General features: G+C 73.2%; 11 protein-coding genes. 3 read left to right on the top strand and 8 right to left on the bottom strand.

Annotation, left to right across the window (positions count from 1 at the left end):
- Positions 1-39: 39 nt before the first annotated feature.
- From ACFCV8_RS24415 to ACFCV8_RS24395, 5 genes are all read right to left on the bottom strand, one after another.
- Complete coding sequence (locus ACFCV8_RS24415; protein ID WP_376687556.1) at positions 40-3,126, bottom strand: NPCBM/NEW2 domain-containing protein; 3,087 nt, start codon at positions 3,124-3,126, stop codon at positions 40-42.
- 135 nt (positions 3,127-3,261) lie between these two features.
- On the bottom strand, positions 3,262-4,491 hold the full coding sequence (gene mshC / locus ACFCV8_RS24410; protein ID WP_376687555.1) for a cysteine--1-D-myo-inosityl 2-amino-2-deoxy-alpha-D-glucopyranoside ligase: 1,230 nt from the start codon (positions 4,489-4,491) through the stop codon (positions 3,262-3,264).
- Positions 4,492-4,648: 157 nt separating this feature from the next.
- The gene (locus ACFCV8_RS24405) at positions 4,649-5,512 is read right to left on the bottom strand and encodes an SCO1664 family protein (RefSeq protein ID WP_376687554.1); all 864 of its coding nucleotides are present in this window, start codon (positions 5,510-5,512) and stop codon (positions 4,649-4,651) included.
- Positions 5,476-6,066 carry a DUF3090 domain-containing protein gene (locus ACFCV8_RS24400; RefSeq protein WP_376687553.1) on the bottom strand — a complete coding sequence of 197 codons (591 nt, stop codon included), beginning with the start codon at positions 6,064-6,066 and terminating at the stop codon, positions 5,476-5,478. Before ACFCV8_RS24400 ends, ACFCV8_RS24405 begins: the two co-directional genes overlap by 37 nt.
- Before the next feature lie 116 nt (positions 6,067-6,182).
- Positions 6,183-6,881 (bottom strand): histidine phosphatase family protein, encoded by a 699-nt coding sequence (locus tag ACFCV8_RS24395; RefSeq protein ID WP_376687552.1) that lies wholly within the window; start codon positions 6,879-6,881, stop codon positions 6,183-6,185.
- 72 nt (positions 6,882-6,953) lie between these two features.
- On the opposite strand from ACFCV8_RS24395, the gene corA reads away from it, so the two are divergent.
- Positions 6,954-7,949, top strand: a complete 996-nt coding sequence (gene corA / locus ACFCV8_RS24390; protein ID WP_376687551.1) for a magnesium/cobalt transporter CorA — start codon at positions 6,954-6,956, stop codon at positions 7,947-7,949.
- Positions 7,950-7,969: 20 nt separating this feature from the next.
- Here the strand turns inward: corA and ACFCV8_RS24385 are convergent, their stop codons facing one another.
- Positions 7,970-8,758, bottom strand: coding sequence for a ferritin-like domain-containing protein (locus tag ACFCV8_RS24385; RefSeq protein ID WP_376687557.1), 789 nt, complete (start codon positions 8,756-8,758; stop codon positions 7,970-7,972).
- Positions 8,759-8,910: 152 nt separating this feature from the next.
- Entirely contained in the window at positions 8,911-9,960 is a 1,050-nt protein-coding gene (locus ACFCV8_RS24380; protein WP_376687550.1) for an LLM class F420-dependent oxidoreductase, read from the bottom strand.
- Between the two features lie 140 nt (positions 9,961-10,100).
- On the opposite strand from ACFCV8_RS24380, the gene ACFCV8_RS24375 reads away from it, so the two are divergent.
- Positions 10,101-11,084 carry an aldo/keto reductase gene (locus tag ACFCV8_RS24375; protein ID WP_376687549.1) on the top strand — a complete coding sequence of 328 codons (984 nt, stop codon included), beginning with the start codon at positions 10,101-10,103 and terminating at the stop codon, positions 11,082-11,084.
- Positions 11,081-13,357 carry a helix-hairpin-helix domain-containing protein gene (locus ACFCV8_RS24370; RefSeq protein WP_376687548.1) on the top strand — a complete coding sequence of 759 codons (2,277 nt, stop codon included), beginning with the start codon at positions 11,081-11,083 and terminating at the stop codon, positions 13,355-13,357. Before ACFCV8_RS24375 ends, ACFCV8_RS24370 begins: the two co-directional genes overlap by 4 nt.
- 71 nt (positions 13,358-13,428) lie before the next feature.
- Here the strand turns inward: ACFCV8_RS24370 and ACFCV8_RS24365 are convergent, their stop codons facing one another.
- The gene (locus ACFCV8_RS24365) at positions 13,429-14,085 is read right to left on the bottom strand and encodes a hypothetical protein (protein ID WP_376687547.1); all 657 of its coding nucleotides are present in this window, start codon (positions 14,083-14,085) and stop codon (positions 13,429-13,431) included.
- Positions 14,086-14,087 lie beyond the last annotated feature (2 nt).

The raw sequence follows: 14,087 nt of genomic DNA, 5'->3' as shown, positions 1-14,087 counted from the left end.
GTACGCGACCGCCCGGCGCTCCCCCGTCCGCGCGGACGGTCAGGAACAGCTGAACCGGGCCGCGGCCCAGTCCCCGTGGTCGCCGCTCTTGGACCCGTTGGTGTCCGTGACCTTCAGGCGCACATGGCGGGCCCCGTCGAGCCTCACGTCGACGGGCACGGTCGCCGAGGCCCCGGTGAGCTTTGGGGAGGTCCAGAGCACCTTGCCGTCCGCCTCGACGGAGAAGGCCACCTCGCCGTAGCCGTTGATCTCGTCGTCGATGCCCACGTCGGCGGTGAACGCGGTGCAGCGTCCGCCAAGGTAGACCTCGATGTCGGAGTCGGCGTGGGTACCGATGCCCTTCTCGTACGTCCTGCCGTCGAGGGTCAGCGTGTGCCCGTCCGCCGCGCCCGACTCGCCGTTGCTGCGGTCGCGTTCGGCCGGTCCGTAGCCGTTGGCGGACGTCAGCCAGACCAGGTCGCTCGCCCAGGCACCGCCGGTGGGCGGGGGCGGCATCACCGCGGCCGCGAAGCGCTGCGTGGTAGTGCGGGGTTCGCCCGCCGCCCGGTAACGGGCCTGTGCGGTGAGCCGGGCCTCGCCCGGTACGGCGTCCGGGGCGGGGGTGAGGGTGACCTCGACCCGCCGGGTGGTGCCCGCCGGTATCCGGTCCGCCGTCGCGGTGCGGGTGACCTTCCAGCCCTCGGGGACGTCCAGGCCGATCTCGGCCGCGCTCATGTCGGCGGTGCCCGCGGTGACGTCGACGGCGACGGTGCCCGCGGTCCCGGCGCCGAGCTCCTGCCCGGCCGGTACGGAGACCGTCGCCCCTGCCGCCGGCTGCCGACCGCCGACCGCGCTCGCGTCCTTCAGCCGCACGGTGAACGGCGCCCCGGTGGCCAGCGGCGCGGTCTTGATCCGTACGACGCCGCCGCGGTCGTCCCGGTCGTACCACCAGCCCTGCTTCGCCGCCCTGAACGCGGCGGCCGAGCCCAGCCGGGGCAGCTTGCCGCGCAGGGTGACCGAGCTCGGCGCGGAGCCGGTGTGCACGGTGAACTCGTACGGGCGGCGCTGCTGCTTGCCCGCGAACTCGCCCTTGCTCGCACCGATCCGCACGCTCACGTCGCCCGCTCCCCGGACCGGGGCGGTGACGTCGGCCCGCTGGGTGGCGTACTTCCCGGCGCGGTGCTGCCTGGTGACGCCGTCGTCCTCGTACAGCGTGAAGGAGGAGCGGCCCCGCGGGTAGATGTCCCAGGCCAGCGGGGAGTCGGCGGTGCGGTCCCGGTAGGAGCGGATGCCGGGCCACATCGGGACGGCGGCCCCGCCCCGGACAAAGAGCGGCAGGGTGTCGAGCGGGGCGCTGTAGTCGTCGAGGGTGACCGGTCCTTCGTAGACGCGTCCGCTCCAGTAGTCGGTCCAGGTGCCCTTCGGGAGGTAGATGCCGTCGCGTTCGGCGCTGTCCTGGTAGACGGGTGCGACGAGGAAGTCCTCGCCGGAGAGGAACTCGTACTTCGCCGCGTCCGACGCCGCCTTCGGGTCGTCCGGGTACTCCAGGACGAGCGGACGGACCATGCCGACGCCGGTCTTCGTCGCCTCGTACGCGTAGGAGTACTGGTAGGGCAGCAGCGACTCCTTGAGCTTGAGGTAGTCGCGGTTGATCGAGGTGTACGGCTCGCCGTAGCGGAAGGGCTGCTTGTCGCTGGCCGCCCAGCCGTCCATCGTCATCGTGGTCCCCAGGAACATCTTCCACTGGAGGTCACGGGTGTAGGTCTTGGCGCTGCCGCCGAAGATGCCGTCCACGTCGCCGGTGGTGTAGGCGAGGCCGGACATCGTGGCACCCGCGTACGTGGGGATCTGCCAGCGGATGTACTCCCAGGTGCCGGACTGGTCGCCGGACCACTGCACCCCGCAGCGCTGCGCGCCCGACCAGCTCTCGGGGGCGTAGGTGAAGCCGCGGGCGTCGCTGTTGTCCTCGATGCCCTTGTACGCGTCCTTGCAGCCGTCCAGGGCGAACTGGTAGCCGTCGCCGACCCAGGCGACGTCCAGCTTGGCGACCCGCTGGCCGGCCCTGACCTGGTCGGCGATCCTGTCGATGCCGTCCTCGGTCCACAGGCCGAGCTGCATGCCGCGGTCCTGGAGGCCCTTGGCGGTCTCGGCGAGGTTCTCGTGGCCGCAGCCGTAGCCGTCGTTGACGAGCATCCAGCCGTTGGGCATGTCGTTCTCGACGTAGCCGTCGGCGACCTCCAGCGCGTCCAGGGTGTGCCGCTCGCCCCGGTTGGCGTTGTGGAGATAGCAGTCGGAGTCGCCCATCTCCAGGCCGTACACGGGCGGCAGGAAGGGCTTGCCGGTGAGCTTCGTGTACTGGCCGATGACGTCCTTGGCGCTGCCGCCCGCGAAGTAGTAGGCGTCGAAGCGCTTCTCCTGCGCACTGGTGGTCACCGGGTCGCCGAAGGTGTACGTGTTCGGCGCGAAGGTGTTGCGGAAGACGCCGTATCCGGCCGAGGAGAGGTAGAACGGCACCGAGTTGGGGTGGCCGCCGTCGTCCCAGTCGTAGTCGACGCCGACCTCGACGGTCTTGCCCCGGTGCGAGGTGTTGCCCCGGCCGTTCTGCATGCCCGCGCCGTAGAACTGCTCGTCCGCGCCCCGGGCCAGGGTCTGGGTGGTCCGCTCGCCGTTCCAGGTCAGCCCCTGGGTCTCGGACCAGATCCGGCTGCCGTCCGCCCGGTACAGGGCAAATCGCAGGGGCGACTTGTAGGCGCGCAGGGTGACGTCGGCGGTGGACATCTCGTAGCGGTCGGCGCGCTCCCGCCAGCGGGTGCGCGGCGGGGTGCCCTGCGGCAGGACGATCTCGTCGCCCGCCGGGTCGGTGAACGTGCCGTCCGGGGCCAGTTCGATGCGGAAGGTGTCGGTGGAGACGAAGCCGACCCGGACCTCGGCGGCGCCGGCCCCGAGGCGGTAGACGGCCCCGTCGGCGGTGAAGCCGGTGACGTCGCCGACCGTGGTGTCCGGTCCGGCGGCCCCGGTGTCCGGCCGGGCGGCCGCCGTGTCCGGTCCGGCGGCCGCGGCCTGTTCGGCACCGGGACCCGTGAAGACGGCCACCAGTCCCAGCAAGGCTGCAACTGCCGCCGTTCTGATGCGCGTTGATGATTGCATAGAGCGCTTTTAGCGCAACAGCGAGCACTTGACCATGGACAAAACGGAACCGGCCCCGAACTCCATGAAAGAAGTCCGGGGCCGGTTCCTTGTGAACACCCGTGGAAATTCAGCGAGTTGTCCTGGTGTAGGGCGCTACAGGGCGACGCCCAGCAGTGCGTCGACGGTACGCGAGACGAGGCCGGGCGCGCCCTCGTCCGTACCGCCCTCGGCGATCTGCCGCTCGGCCCAGCGGTCCACGGCGGCCAGCGCGGCCGGCGCGTCCAGATCGTCGGCGAGGGCCTCGCGGACCTCCTCGACCAGGGCCTCGGCGGGCAGCCCGTCCGGGCGGGAGACGGCGGACCGCCAGCGCCCGAGCCGCGCCACGGCGTCGGCGAGCACCTGGTCCGTCCACTCCCAGTCGGACCGGTAGTGGTGCGAGAGCAGGGCCAGCCGGATCGCCGCCGGGTCCACGCCGTCACGGCGCAGCCGGGAGACGAAGACCAGATTGCCCCGGGACTTGGACATCTTCTCGCCGTCCAGGCCGACCATCCCGGCGTGGACGTACGCCTGGGCGAAGGGGTGCTCGCCGGTCAGCACCTGGGCGTGCGAGGCGCCCATCTCGTGGTGCGGGAAGGCGAGGTCGGACCCGCCGCCCTGGATGTCGAAGCCCATGCCGAGGTGGTCCAGGGCGATGGCGACGCACTCGATGTGCCAGCCGGGGCGCCCCGCTCCGAGCGAGCCGCCGTCCCAGCTCGGCTCGCCCTCGCGGGCGGCCATCCAGAGCATCGGGTCGAGCGGGTTCTTCTTGCCGGGGCGTTCCGGGTCGCCGCCGCGCTCGGCGGAGAGCAGCCGCATCGCCTCGGCGTCCAGGCGGGAGACCTCGCCGAAGTGCGGGTCGGCCTCGACGGAGAAGTACACGTCGCCGTCGAGCTCGTACGCGGCGCCCGCGTCGCGGAGCCGTTCCACCAGCGGGACGATGCCGGGTATGGCTTCCACGGCACCGATGTAGTGCTTCGGCGGAAGCATGCGCAGGGCGGTCATGTCCTCGCGGAACAGGGCCGTCTCGCGCTCGGCGAGTTCGGTCCAGTCCTGTCCGTCGCGCACGGCCCGCTCCAGCAGCGGGTCGTCCACGTCCGTCACGTTCTGGACGTAGTGGACCTGCCTCTTGGTGTCGAGCCACACGCGCTGTACGAGATCGAACGCGTTGTAGGTCGCCGCATGACCCATGTGGGTCGCGTCGTACGGCGTGATGCCGCAGACGTAGATGCGGGCGACGGGACCGGGGTCAAGGGTGATCCGTCCGCCGGTCGCGGTGTCGTGGATCCGAAGGTCGCGGCCCTTGCCAGGCAGGGCGGGGACCTCAGAAGCGGGCCAGGCATGCATGCCACGAGCGTAACCGGATGCACGTTCCGGATACGAACCGGATACCGGATCCTGTCCGAAGTCGCGGTCTTGCGCCGCTCTCCCCCGTGTGCATCGGCCCCGTCCGTCGCTGCCGGTCCGCTCGGACCGGCGGGTCCGCTCAGACCGGCGGGTCCGCTCAGACCGGCGGCCAGGGGATCGAGGGCCACTGCCCGCTCGGCTCCGGGTGCCGCCCGGTCTCCCGCAGCCGCGCCACCCGGCCCCGCAGGGCCTCGATCTCCGCCTCGGTGATCAGCTCGGCCAGCCGGGTGACGAGCAAGCTGCCCGGCGCGAGCCGGTCCGCGAGCCGCTCGACGACCTCTGCGGCCTCGGCGGTCAGCGGCTCGCCCGCCCACCCCCACAGCAGGGTGCGCAGCTTGTCGTCGGCGTTGAAGGTCACACCGTGGTCGATGCCGTAGATCCGGCCGTCGGAGGCGGGCAGCAGATGGCCGCCCTTGCGGTCGCCGTTGTTGATCACCGCGTCGAGGACGGCCATCCGCCGCAGCCGCTCGTCGTCCGCGTGCACCAGCAGGGCGGTGCGGCCCTCGCCGATCTCGGCGCGGACCACGGCCTTCCAGCCCTCGCCCGGCTCCCCCTCCTCGACGAGCGCGAGCATCGGCGGCGCACCGTCCTCGCCGGTCTCGCCGTCCTCACCACGCTCGGGCAGCACGTCGATCCACAGCTGGCACATGCCCTCGCCGTACGGGCCGTCGCGGAGCACCGTGGGCGGCACCAGATCCCAGCCGGTCGCCTCGGAGATCCGGTACGCGGCGACCTCGCGCCCGGCGAGCGTGCCGTCCGGGAAATCCCACAGGGGCTGCTCCCCGGCCACCGGCTTGTACACGCAGGCCGCTTCCTCGCCGTCGAGGGCGACGGTGCAGTACAGCGCCGCGTTGGAGGCCCCGCGGATCTGTCCGAGGACGGTCAGCTCGCCCTCGGCGAGCAGGGTGAGGGGGTCGGTGCCGGTCAGGCTCCGCGACGGTATCCGTTCTGGCGCGGGCATACGTGTCCTTCCGGGTCGAGCGGCAGGCTGCACAGCGGGCACGGCGGGCGGCCGGCGTTCACGACGTCGAGGGCGCGCTTGGCGAAGGCCCGCGCCTGCGCGCCGCTGAGCCGGACCCGGAGCATCGGCGGGCCGTTCTCCTCGTCCTGGAGGAGCCGCTCCTCCGCCTCGGCGGGGTCCTCGTCGGCGTCCATGTCCAGCTCGACCAGCGCCTGCGCCTCGACGATCATGCGCTGTTCCTCGCCGTCCCAGGCGAGGGCCATCGTGCCGACCCGGAACTCCTCCTCGACGGGGACGTCCAGCGGGGCGGTGTCGGTGACGTCCAGCGGCGCCACGGCGGGAACCGGGGAGTTTCCGCCGGTCCGCCGCACCACTTCGTCGAGCAGTTCGTCGATCCGCTCGGCGAGCGCGGCGACCTGGGTCTTCTCCAGGGCCACGCTGGTGACACGTCCGCCTGAGGAAGCCTGCAGGAAGAACGTACGGCGTCCAGGCAATCCGACCGTACCGGCCACGAAACGGTCCGGGGGGTCGTAGAGGAACACCTGACGGGACACGTCCTGTCTCCCTTGAGATCGGCGACGGTGGGGAGGGCGGCCGGGGCCGCGGATTCCGGGGCCAGGGCGCGAGAGCCCCGGCCCCTACGGAGCGTCCACCCTACTGCGCGAAGCGATCACGGCGCCCCAGCGCCGCCGCCGACGGCCGCCCGCGCGTCCGCCCCGGCGCCGCCGGGGCTCTCGCGCGGCGCGAGCGACCCGAGGTCCCCGGTGTCGCCGAGCCGGAGCAGGAAGGGCTGCAGCCGGGTGTAGCGGATCACGGTGACCGAGCAGGGGTCGGCGTGGATCCGCTGGAAGAGGTCGAGGTGCATGCCGAGGGCGTCGGCGACCAGGGCCTTGATGATGTCGCCGTGCGAGCACATCACATAGGCGGCGTCCTCGCCGTGCGTGTCCTGGACCCGGGCGTTCCAGTCCCGTACCGCGTCGACGGCGCGGGCCTGCATGGCGCGCATCGACTCGCCGCCGGGGAACGCCGCGGCCGACGGGTGCCGCTGCACGACGTCCATCAGGGGGTCGTCGTTGAGCTCCGTGAGTTTGCGCCCCGACCAGTCGCCGTAGTCGCACTCGCTGATCCGCTCCTCGGTGTGCAGTTCCAGTTCCGGGCGGGCGTCGAGCAGCGGGCGCAGGGTCTCCCGGCAGCGCTGGAGCGGGCTGCTGACGGCCGCGGCCAGCGGCAGCCCGGCGAGGCGGCCGGGCAGCGCCGCGGCCTGCGCGGCCCCGCGCTCGTCGAGCGCTACACCGGGGGTGCGGCCGGCGAGCACTCCGGCCGTGTTGGCGGTGGAGCGTCCGTGGCGTACGAGGATCAGGGTGGGCATACGGGCCAGCGTAAGGGCTGTCCCGCGGGCGGTGTCGGCTCGGAGGTGCGCCGGGCGGCGGGGCAGGGAAGAATGCGCGCCGTGATCGTGGACAGTGCCATCTACCGGGACGGGCGCCGCACCGACGGCCCCGCCGATCTCTCCGATGCCCTCGCGGAGGCACGGGCCACCGGCGACGCGTTCCTCTGGATCGGGCTGCACGAGCCGACGGAGAAGGAGTTCTCCCTGGTGAGCAGCGAGTTCGGGCTGCACCCGCTGGCGGTGGAGGACGCCCTGAGCGCGCACCAGCGCCCCAAGCTGGAGGTGTACGACGACTCGCTGTTCGCCGTCATCAAGCCGGTGGTGTACGAGCAGTCGGACGACACGGTCTCCACCGACGAGCTGATGGCCTTCGTGGGCGACTCGTTCGTCGTGACCGTCCGGCACGGTGAGGGCGCGCCGCTGGCCGCGGTACGGCGTCGGCTGGAGTCGGAGCCGGAGGTGCTCAAGCACGGGCCGACCGCGGTGCTGTACGCGATCAGCGACGCCGTCGTCGACCACTACATCGAGGTCGCGGGCGAGCTCCAGGCCGACCTGGAGGAGCTGGAGACGGAGGTGTTCGCGCCGACCGGCGGCGGTGACACCAAGAGCACCGCGTCCCGGATCTACACCTTCAAGCGGCAGCTCCTGGAGTTCCGCCGGGCCGCCGGACCGCTGAGCGAGCCGATGGCCCGGCTGGCGAGCGCCGAGGTGCCGTTCGTCCACGAGCACTCGCAGCCGTTCTTCCGCGACGTCAGCGACCATCTGACGCGGGCCACCGAGTACGTGGAGGGGCTGGACCGGCTGCTCTCCGACATCCTCTCGGCCCATCTGGCGCAGGTGGGGGTGCGGCAGAACGACGACATGCGCAAGATCTCGGCCTGGGCGGCGATGGCCGCCGTGCCGACGATGGTGGCCGGGATCTACGGCATGAACTTCGACCACATGCCGGAGCTGAAATGGGTGTGGGCGTATCCGGCGGTGATCGCGCTGATGGCCGTGGTGGTGTTCGCGCTGTACCGGCAGTTCAAGCGGCGCGGCTGGCTCTGAGGGGCGCGCCCGGGGCCGGTTCAGGCGATCCCGGGCTCGGGCGTCGCGGGGCCGCCCAGCGCGTCGCGCCGCTCGGGCTGCGCCAGGCTCACCATCCGCCGCCACCCGGCGAACCGCTCGTAGGCGTAGACCGCGTGGATCCCCGCGGCCAGCACCGCGGCCCGGGCCCTGGACCAGCCCAGGATGCGGCCCATGTGGTCCATCACGGCGAGGCTGACGTCGTGGTAGATCCGGATCTCGGCGAGCGCGCAGGCGCGCAGGGTGCGCTGGATGGTCCGCCCGTGCCCGGCCCGCGCGAAGCGCAGCAGCTCCTCGTGGCAGTACGCCAGGTGGTTGTCCTCGTCGTTCGAGATCATCCGTACGGCGCGGCCGAGGTCGGGGTGGCCGGCGAAGTGCTTGCGGAGCAGGGCCATCTGCTCGGACGCGCGCTGTTCGGTGACACGGCTGTGGGCGAGGTAGGTGATGATGTCGTGCTCGGTGAGCCGCTCCTCCTCGCGCAGCCGTTCGTGGGCGAGGCCGATGCCGTGCTTCTCCAGCAGCATCGTGTAGTCGGTCTCGTGCGGGACAGCCACGGGCCGCAGCCCGCGCTTGTGGAGCAGTGCCAGGAAGATCCTGCCGTGCTTGTCCTCGTCGGCGCCGTGCCGGGCGATCCTGGGCGCGAGGGCGCGCTGGCTCTCCGGCGCCAGGGCGGCGATGCGGCCGTTCTCCCAGCCGCCCTGGGACTCCCCGCCGGCCGCGATGGAGCAGAACAGCCGGAACGACTCGTCGTCGTCGAGGATCTCCTGGAACAGGTTCTTCGCCGAGAGCATCACTGCCACCTCCGTGCCGCGTCCTCCGCACGACAGTCAAGTGCGGCGCCACGGCCCGGGCAACAGGAACGGGCCCGGGGCTACGCCGGACGGGGCAGCCCGGACCGGCCGGGTCCGCCCCGGTCCGGTCCGGGCACGGACCCGGCGGCCGCTCAGGCGAGCCCGGCACGCTCCAGCGCGTCCGTTCCGGCCCGCAGGGCGGTGAGCCGCTCCTCCAGGGTGAAACCGGCCGGGGCGAGGGTCAGCGTGGTGACGCCCGCGTCGGCGTAGGCCTGCATCCGGTCGGCGATCCGCTCGACGGGGCCGAGCAGCGAGGTCTGGTCGACCAGCTGCCGGGGCACCGCGGCGGCGGCGCCGTTCTTGTCCCCGGACAAATACTTGTCCTGGATCTCGGCGGCTTCCTTCTCGTAACCCATCCGCTGCGCGAGCTGGTTGTAGAAGTTCTGCTTGCGGCTGCCCATGCCGCCCACGTACAGGGCGGTGTACGGGCGGAAGATGTCCGCGAGGCCGTCCGCGTCGTCACCGACGGCGAGCGGCAGTGTCGGGCAGACGTCGAAGCCCTCCATGGTCAGGCCCGCCTTCTCGCGGCCCGCCCGCAGGGGCTTCATCGCGGTCTCCTCCAGGTGCTCGGCGGAGGGGAAGATCAGCAGCGCGCCGTCGGCGATCTCGCCGGTCTGTTCCAGGTTCTTCGGCCCGATCGCGGCGATGTAGAGCGGGATGTGCTCGCGCTGCGGGTGCACGGTCAGCTTGATGGGCTTGCCCGGACCGCCCGGCAGCGGCAGCGTCCAGTGCTCCCCTTCGTAGGAGAGGCGTTCGCGGGTCATGGCCCGGCGGACGATCTCGACGTACTCCCGGGTGCGGGCGAGCGGCTTGTCGAACTTGACGCCGTACCAGCCCTCGGAGACCTGCGGCCCAGAGACGCCGAGGCCGAGCCGGAACCGGCCGCCGGAGAGGGAGTCGAGGGTGGCGGCGGTCATCGCCGTCATGGCGGGCTGGCGGGCCGGGATCTGCATGATCGCGGAGCCGACGTCGATGGACTCGGTCCGGGCGGCGACCCAGGAGAGCACCGTCGGCGCGTCGGAACCGTAGGCCTCGGCCGCCCAGCAGACGTCGTAACCGAGCCGGTCGGCCTCCTGGGCGACGGCGAGATTGTCGCCGTCCATTCCCGCACCCCAGTAGCCGAGATTGATGCCGAGCCGCATGTCCGCTCCCCTTACCGATCAGTAACGTCCCTGACGTGCGGACTCTAGCGCGCGGTGGCGCCATCCGGCAGGGGCGACTTGTCGCCGGGTTGTCCACAGCCCTCCGCCCTGTGGGGTCCTGGCCAGTAATCTCAGCCTCCATGGAGCAGAGGCATCTCGGCCGCACCGGCCTTCGCGTGTCCCGGATCGGGCTCGGCACCCTCACCTGGGGCCGGGACACCGATGAGCACGACGCCGCCGAACAGCTCAAGGCCTTCTGGGAAGCGGGCGGCACGCTGGTCGACACGGCCGATGTGTACGGCGGCGGGGAGGCGGAGTACCTGCTCGGGCGGCTCATCGGCGGCCTGGTGCCCAGGAGCGATCTGGTCGTCGCGACGAAGGCCGGGAGCGTGGCCGATCCGTACCGCAGGTTCAACGGCTCGCGCGGTCATCTGCTGGCCGCGCTGGACGCCTCGCTGGACCGGCTGGGCACGGACCACGTGGATCTGTGGCAGATACACGCCTTCGATCCGGGGACCCCGGTGGAGGAGACGCTCCAGGCGGTGGACCTGGCGGTGTCCAGCGGGCGCGCCCGGTACGCCGGGGTGTCGAACTTCTGCGGCTGGCAGCTGGCCAGGGCGGCGACCTGGCAGCTCGCCTCGCCCGGGGTGCGCACCCGGATCGCGAGCACCCAGATGGAGTACTCCCTGCTGCAGCGGGGCGTGGAGCGCGAGGTGCTGCCCGCCGCCCTCGACCTCGGCATCGGGCTGCTGCCGTCCTCGCCGCTGGGTCGTGGGGTGCTCACCGGGAAGTACCGCACGGGCACCCCCTCGGACTCGCGCGGTGCCTCGGAGGTGCTGGCCCCGTTCGTCGAGCCGTATCTCGACGAACCCGCGAGCCGGGTCGTGGACGCGGTGGCGACGGCGGCGGACGGCCTGGCCACCACGCCGCTCCAGGTGGCTCTCGCCTGGGTGCGGGACCGGCCCGGGGTGGTGGCCCCGATCGTCGGCGCGCGCACCGCGCGGCAGCTCGCGGAGGCTTTGTCAGTGGAGGCGCTTAGTCTTCCTGACGAGATCTGCCAGGCGCTCGACGATGTGTCGGCGCCCGTGCACCGCTATCCCGACCAGGACTGGAGCACGCTGTGACTGCGCTTCCCCGGGGGGAGACCCCCGGCTCCCCGGCCGCCGCCTCCGACGACGCCGACGCCACCCCTTCCGCCGACGGGCCCGCCCCGTCCGCCGGGGAGGCGGCGGGTGCCGCGGACGGCGGATCGCCGACGGCCGACGACGCGGGTACGGACGAGACGGCGGGTACGGACGAGGCCGCGGGCAGGCAGGACGGTTCCGGTTCCGAGGACGCCGAGGACGCCGACGGCGGGACCGACGGGGCGGACGCCGCCGCGCCGCTCTCCGAGGCCGAGGCCGAGCTGGCCGCCCAGCGCGAGCTGAGGCAGCGGATCGAGCAGCGCAAGGCGGAGAGGGAGGGCCCCATCGCCGCCGGGACGAAGCTGAGCGGCAAGGCGGCCGACCTGCTGGCGGCCGTGCGCGCGGTGGAGAGCGGCGAGCAGTCCGCCGGCGCGTTCTTCGACTCGCCCGCGCCCGCCCCCGCCGGGCCTCGCCGCGCGGCCCCCGCGCCCGCTCCGGCGCCGCCCCGCACCCCCGCACCGCCGCCGACGGCCCCGCAGGGCGCCCCGCCGGAAGCCGTCGCCGCCACCGCGGCCGTGCTGGCCGAGGGCGGTGCTCCGGCCGCGCTGGCCGGAGCCGCGACCGAGGCTCTCGGGGCCCAGGCCCCCGACGCCCTGCGCGCGGACCCCTGGCAATTGCTGGCCGTGCCCGGGGTCAGGCCCGAGCAGGCGGACGGCTTCGCCCGGGCCCTCCTCGGCGCCGCGTGCGGTCCGGACGACGAGCGGCGCTCCGCCGCCCTGGTGGGCTGGCTGCTGGAGCAGGCCGCCCTGCGCGGCCACACGGTGCTGGACGCGGCACAGGTGCGGGCGGCTCTCGCCGAGCGGGCGGTGTCCGACCCCGAGGCCGCCGTCCGGCACGCCGTCGCCGAGGGAGCCGTCCTGGTCTTCCAGGACGGCCAGGAACAGGAAGAGGAGCAGGACGGCCGGGCCGGACAGGACGGCCAGGAGTCCCCGGAGCCCGAGGCAACCGCCGAGCCGGTACAGGTGCTGCTGGGCCTCGACCGCTACGCCCTCGCGGAGGAGAGCCTCGCCGACGGTCTGGCCCGGCTGGTCAGCACCTGCGAGAAGGACGCCGACTGGTCGCGGGCGGACCCGGGCTCCGGCTCGGCGGCCGAACTGATCCGCGCGGCCGCGGCCCACGGGCTCGTGGCCCACACCGGGGGCGAGGCCGCCAGGGCCGAGCCTGCCGCCCTGATCACCGCGGCCCGCGAGCTCGGTCTGCGTGCCCTGGGCGCCACGCACAGCGTCGACGGCAGACACCGTCTCGCCGCGGCGACCGGCGACCCGGACCGTGCCGTCACCCTCTCCGGGCTGCTCGCCGGGACCGAGGGCCCGGGGCGGGACGAGGAGGGCGCGTTCGCCGTCGACCTGCTCGTCGTGCTGGACGCCCCGCAGCTGGACGTGGAGAGCGCCGCGATCCTCGTCGAGTCGCTGGCCGACGGCACCCGCCTGGTGCTCAGCGGCGACCCGGGGGTGCTGGGTTCGGCCGGGGCGGGGCGGGTGTTCGCGGACGTCCTCGCGGCCCGCGCCTGCCCGCAGGTCGTCTCCCGTACGCCCGACCCGGGGCCGATCGGTGAGCTGGTCTCGGGCATCGGCATCGGCGAGCTGAACCAGGTCGAGGCGCCCGGCAAGGAGGTGGTGATCGTCCCGGTCCGCGACGCGGGCGAGGCGGTGCACCGCACGGTGCAGCTGGTCGCCGACTCGGTGCCCCGGGCCATCGGCGTACCGTCGGCCGACACCCAGGTGATCACCGTCGGCCACGGTGGATCGGCGGGCACCCGTGCGCTGAACACGGCCCTGAAGCAGCGGCTCAACCCCGGTCCGGGCCGGTTCGGCGGCTTCGATCCGGGCGACCGTGTCGTCCACGTCCCGGCGCCCGGCCGGATCGTGCCCGCGGTGGTCGTCTCGGCCGACACCGAGGGCCTGCGGCTGGACTGCGCGGGCACCCCCGTCGTCGTCCCGCAGGAGCGGGTGGCGTCCTGTGTGCGCCACGGCTGGGCCCTCAGCGCCCATCAGGCCGCCGGGACGCGGTGGCCCGCGGTGGTCGTCGTGCTGCCGGGCGACGCGGCGCAGTCACTGAACCGCTCGTGGGTGTACACCGCCTTCGGCCGGGGCGAGCGGCATCTGTCGGTGGTGCACGGAATGGATCAGGCGCTCCCGCGCGCGGTCGCCGAGCCGCCGGTCCTGGACCGTACGACACGGCTGCGCACGCTGCTGGAGACCCCGGCCGGCTGAGCGGCCGGGAAGATGGCCGTCCCCCGGCCGGGACGGGCTCGTCACCGAGCCCCTCCCGGCCGGGGCGCAGGTCAGACGGGGTCCAGACGGGCCCGTTCGCCCTCCGGTTCGTCGTCGTCCTCGTCGAAGACGGCGCTGACGTCGAAGCGGCAGACCACCAGCTGCGGGTCCGCGTCGTCGAAGGGCGCGCCGAGCCACTCCCCCGCCTCGGGCAGTTCCTCGGCGGCCGTGACCCAGAGCGTGGAATCGCCCTCCTCCAGGCCGAATTCCGTGTGCCGGGAGGCGATCTCGTCCGGTTCGTACTCCCCGAAGAGCACCCCGATCGCCGCGTGGACGCTGGATCCGACCACCGCCGCGGCCTCTCCGACGCCGTCCCGGTCGGCATCGGCGATCCGCTGCGCCTGTGCGAGCAGCCTCGGCGGCTCCACCACCGCGTAGTCGCGCCGGATCATCACGCTGAGCGCGTTCGGCTCCTCGGGGCCGGTGTACGGCGGCAGCGAATCGTCCGCACCCGGGATCTCGAAGGGAGTGACTTCGTCGTATCGGTCGTAGAGCAGTTCGTCGTAGAACTCGGCGGCAGCGGCCAGTGCGTTGAACGCGTCGTAGACGGCCGCGTCGTCGTCCCCGGTCCGGCGTTCGACGGCCGCGAGGTGGTGGTCGAGCGCGGCTTTGACCGCCTCGGCGGCGGCGCGTACCTCGGCAGCCGTGGGCTGCGCAGCATCAGACATAG

This window comes from Streptomyces sp. NPDC056347, from assembly GCF_042262625.1.
Lineage (GTDB): Bacteria > Actinomycetota > Actinomycetes > Streptomycetales > Streptomycetaceae > Streptomyces.
The sequence above is the reverse complement of the archived record's forward strand: the minus strand, read 5'-3'. Positions and strand labels throughout refer to the sequence as shown.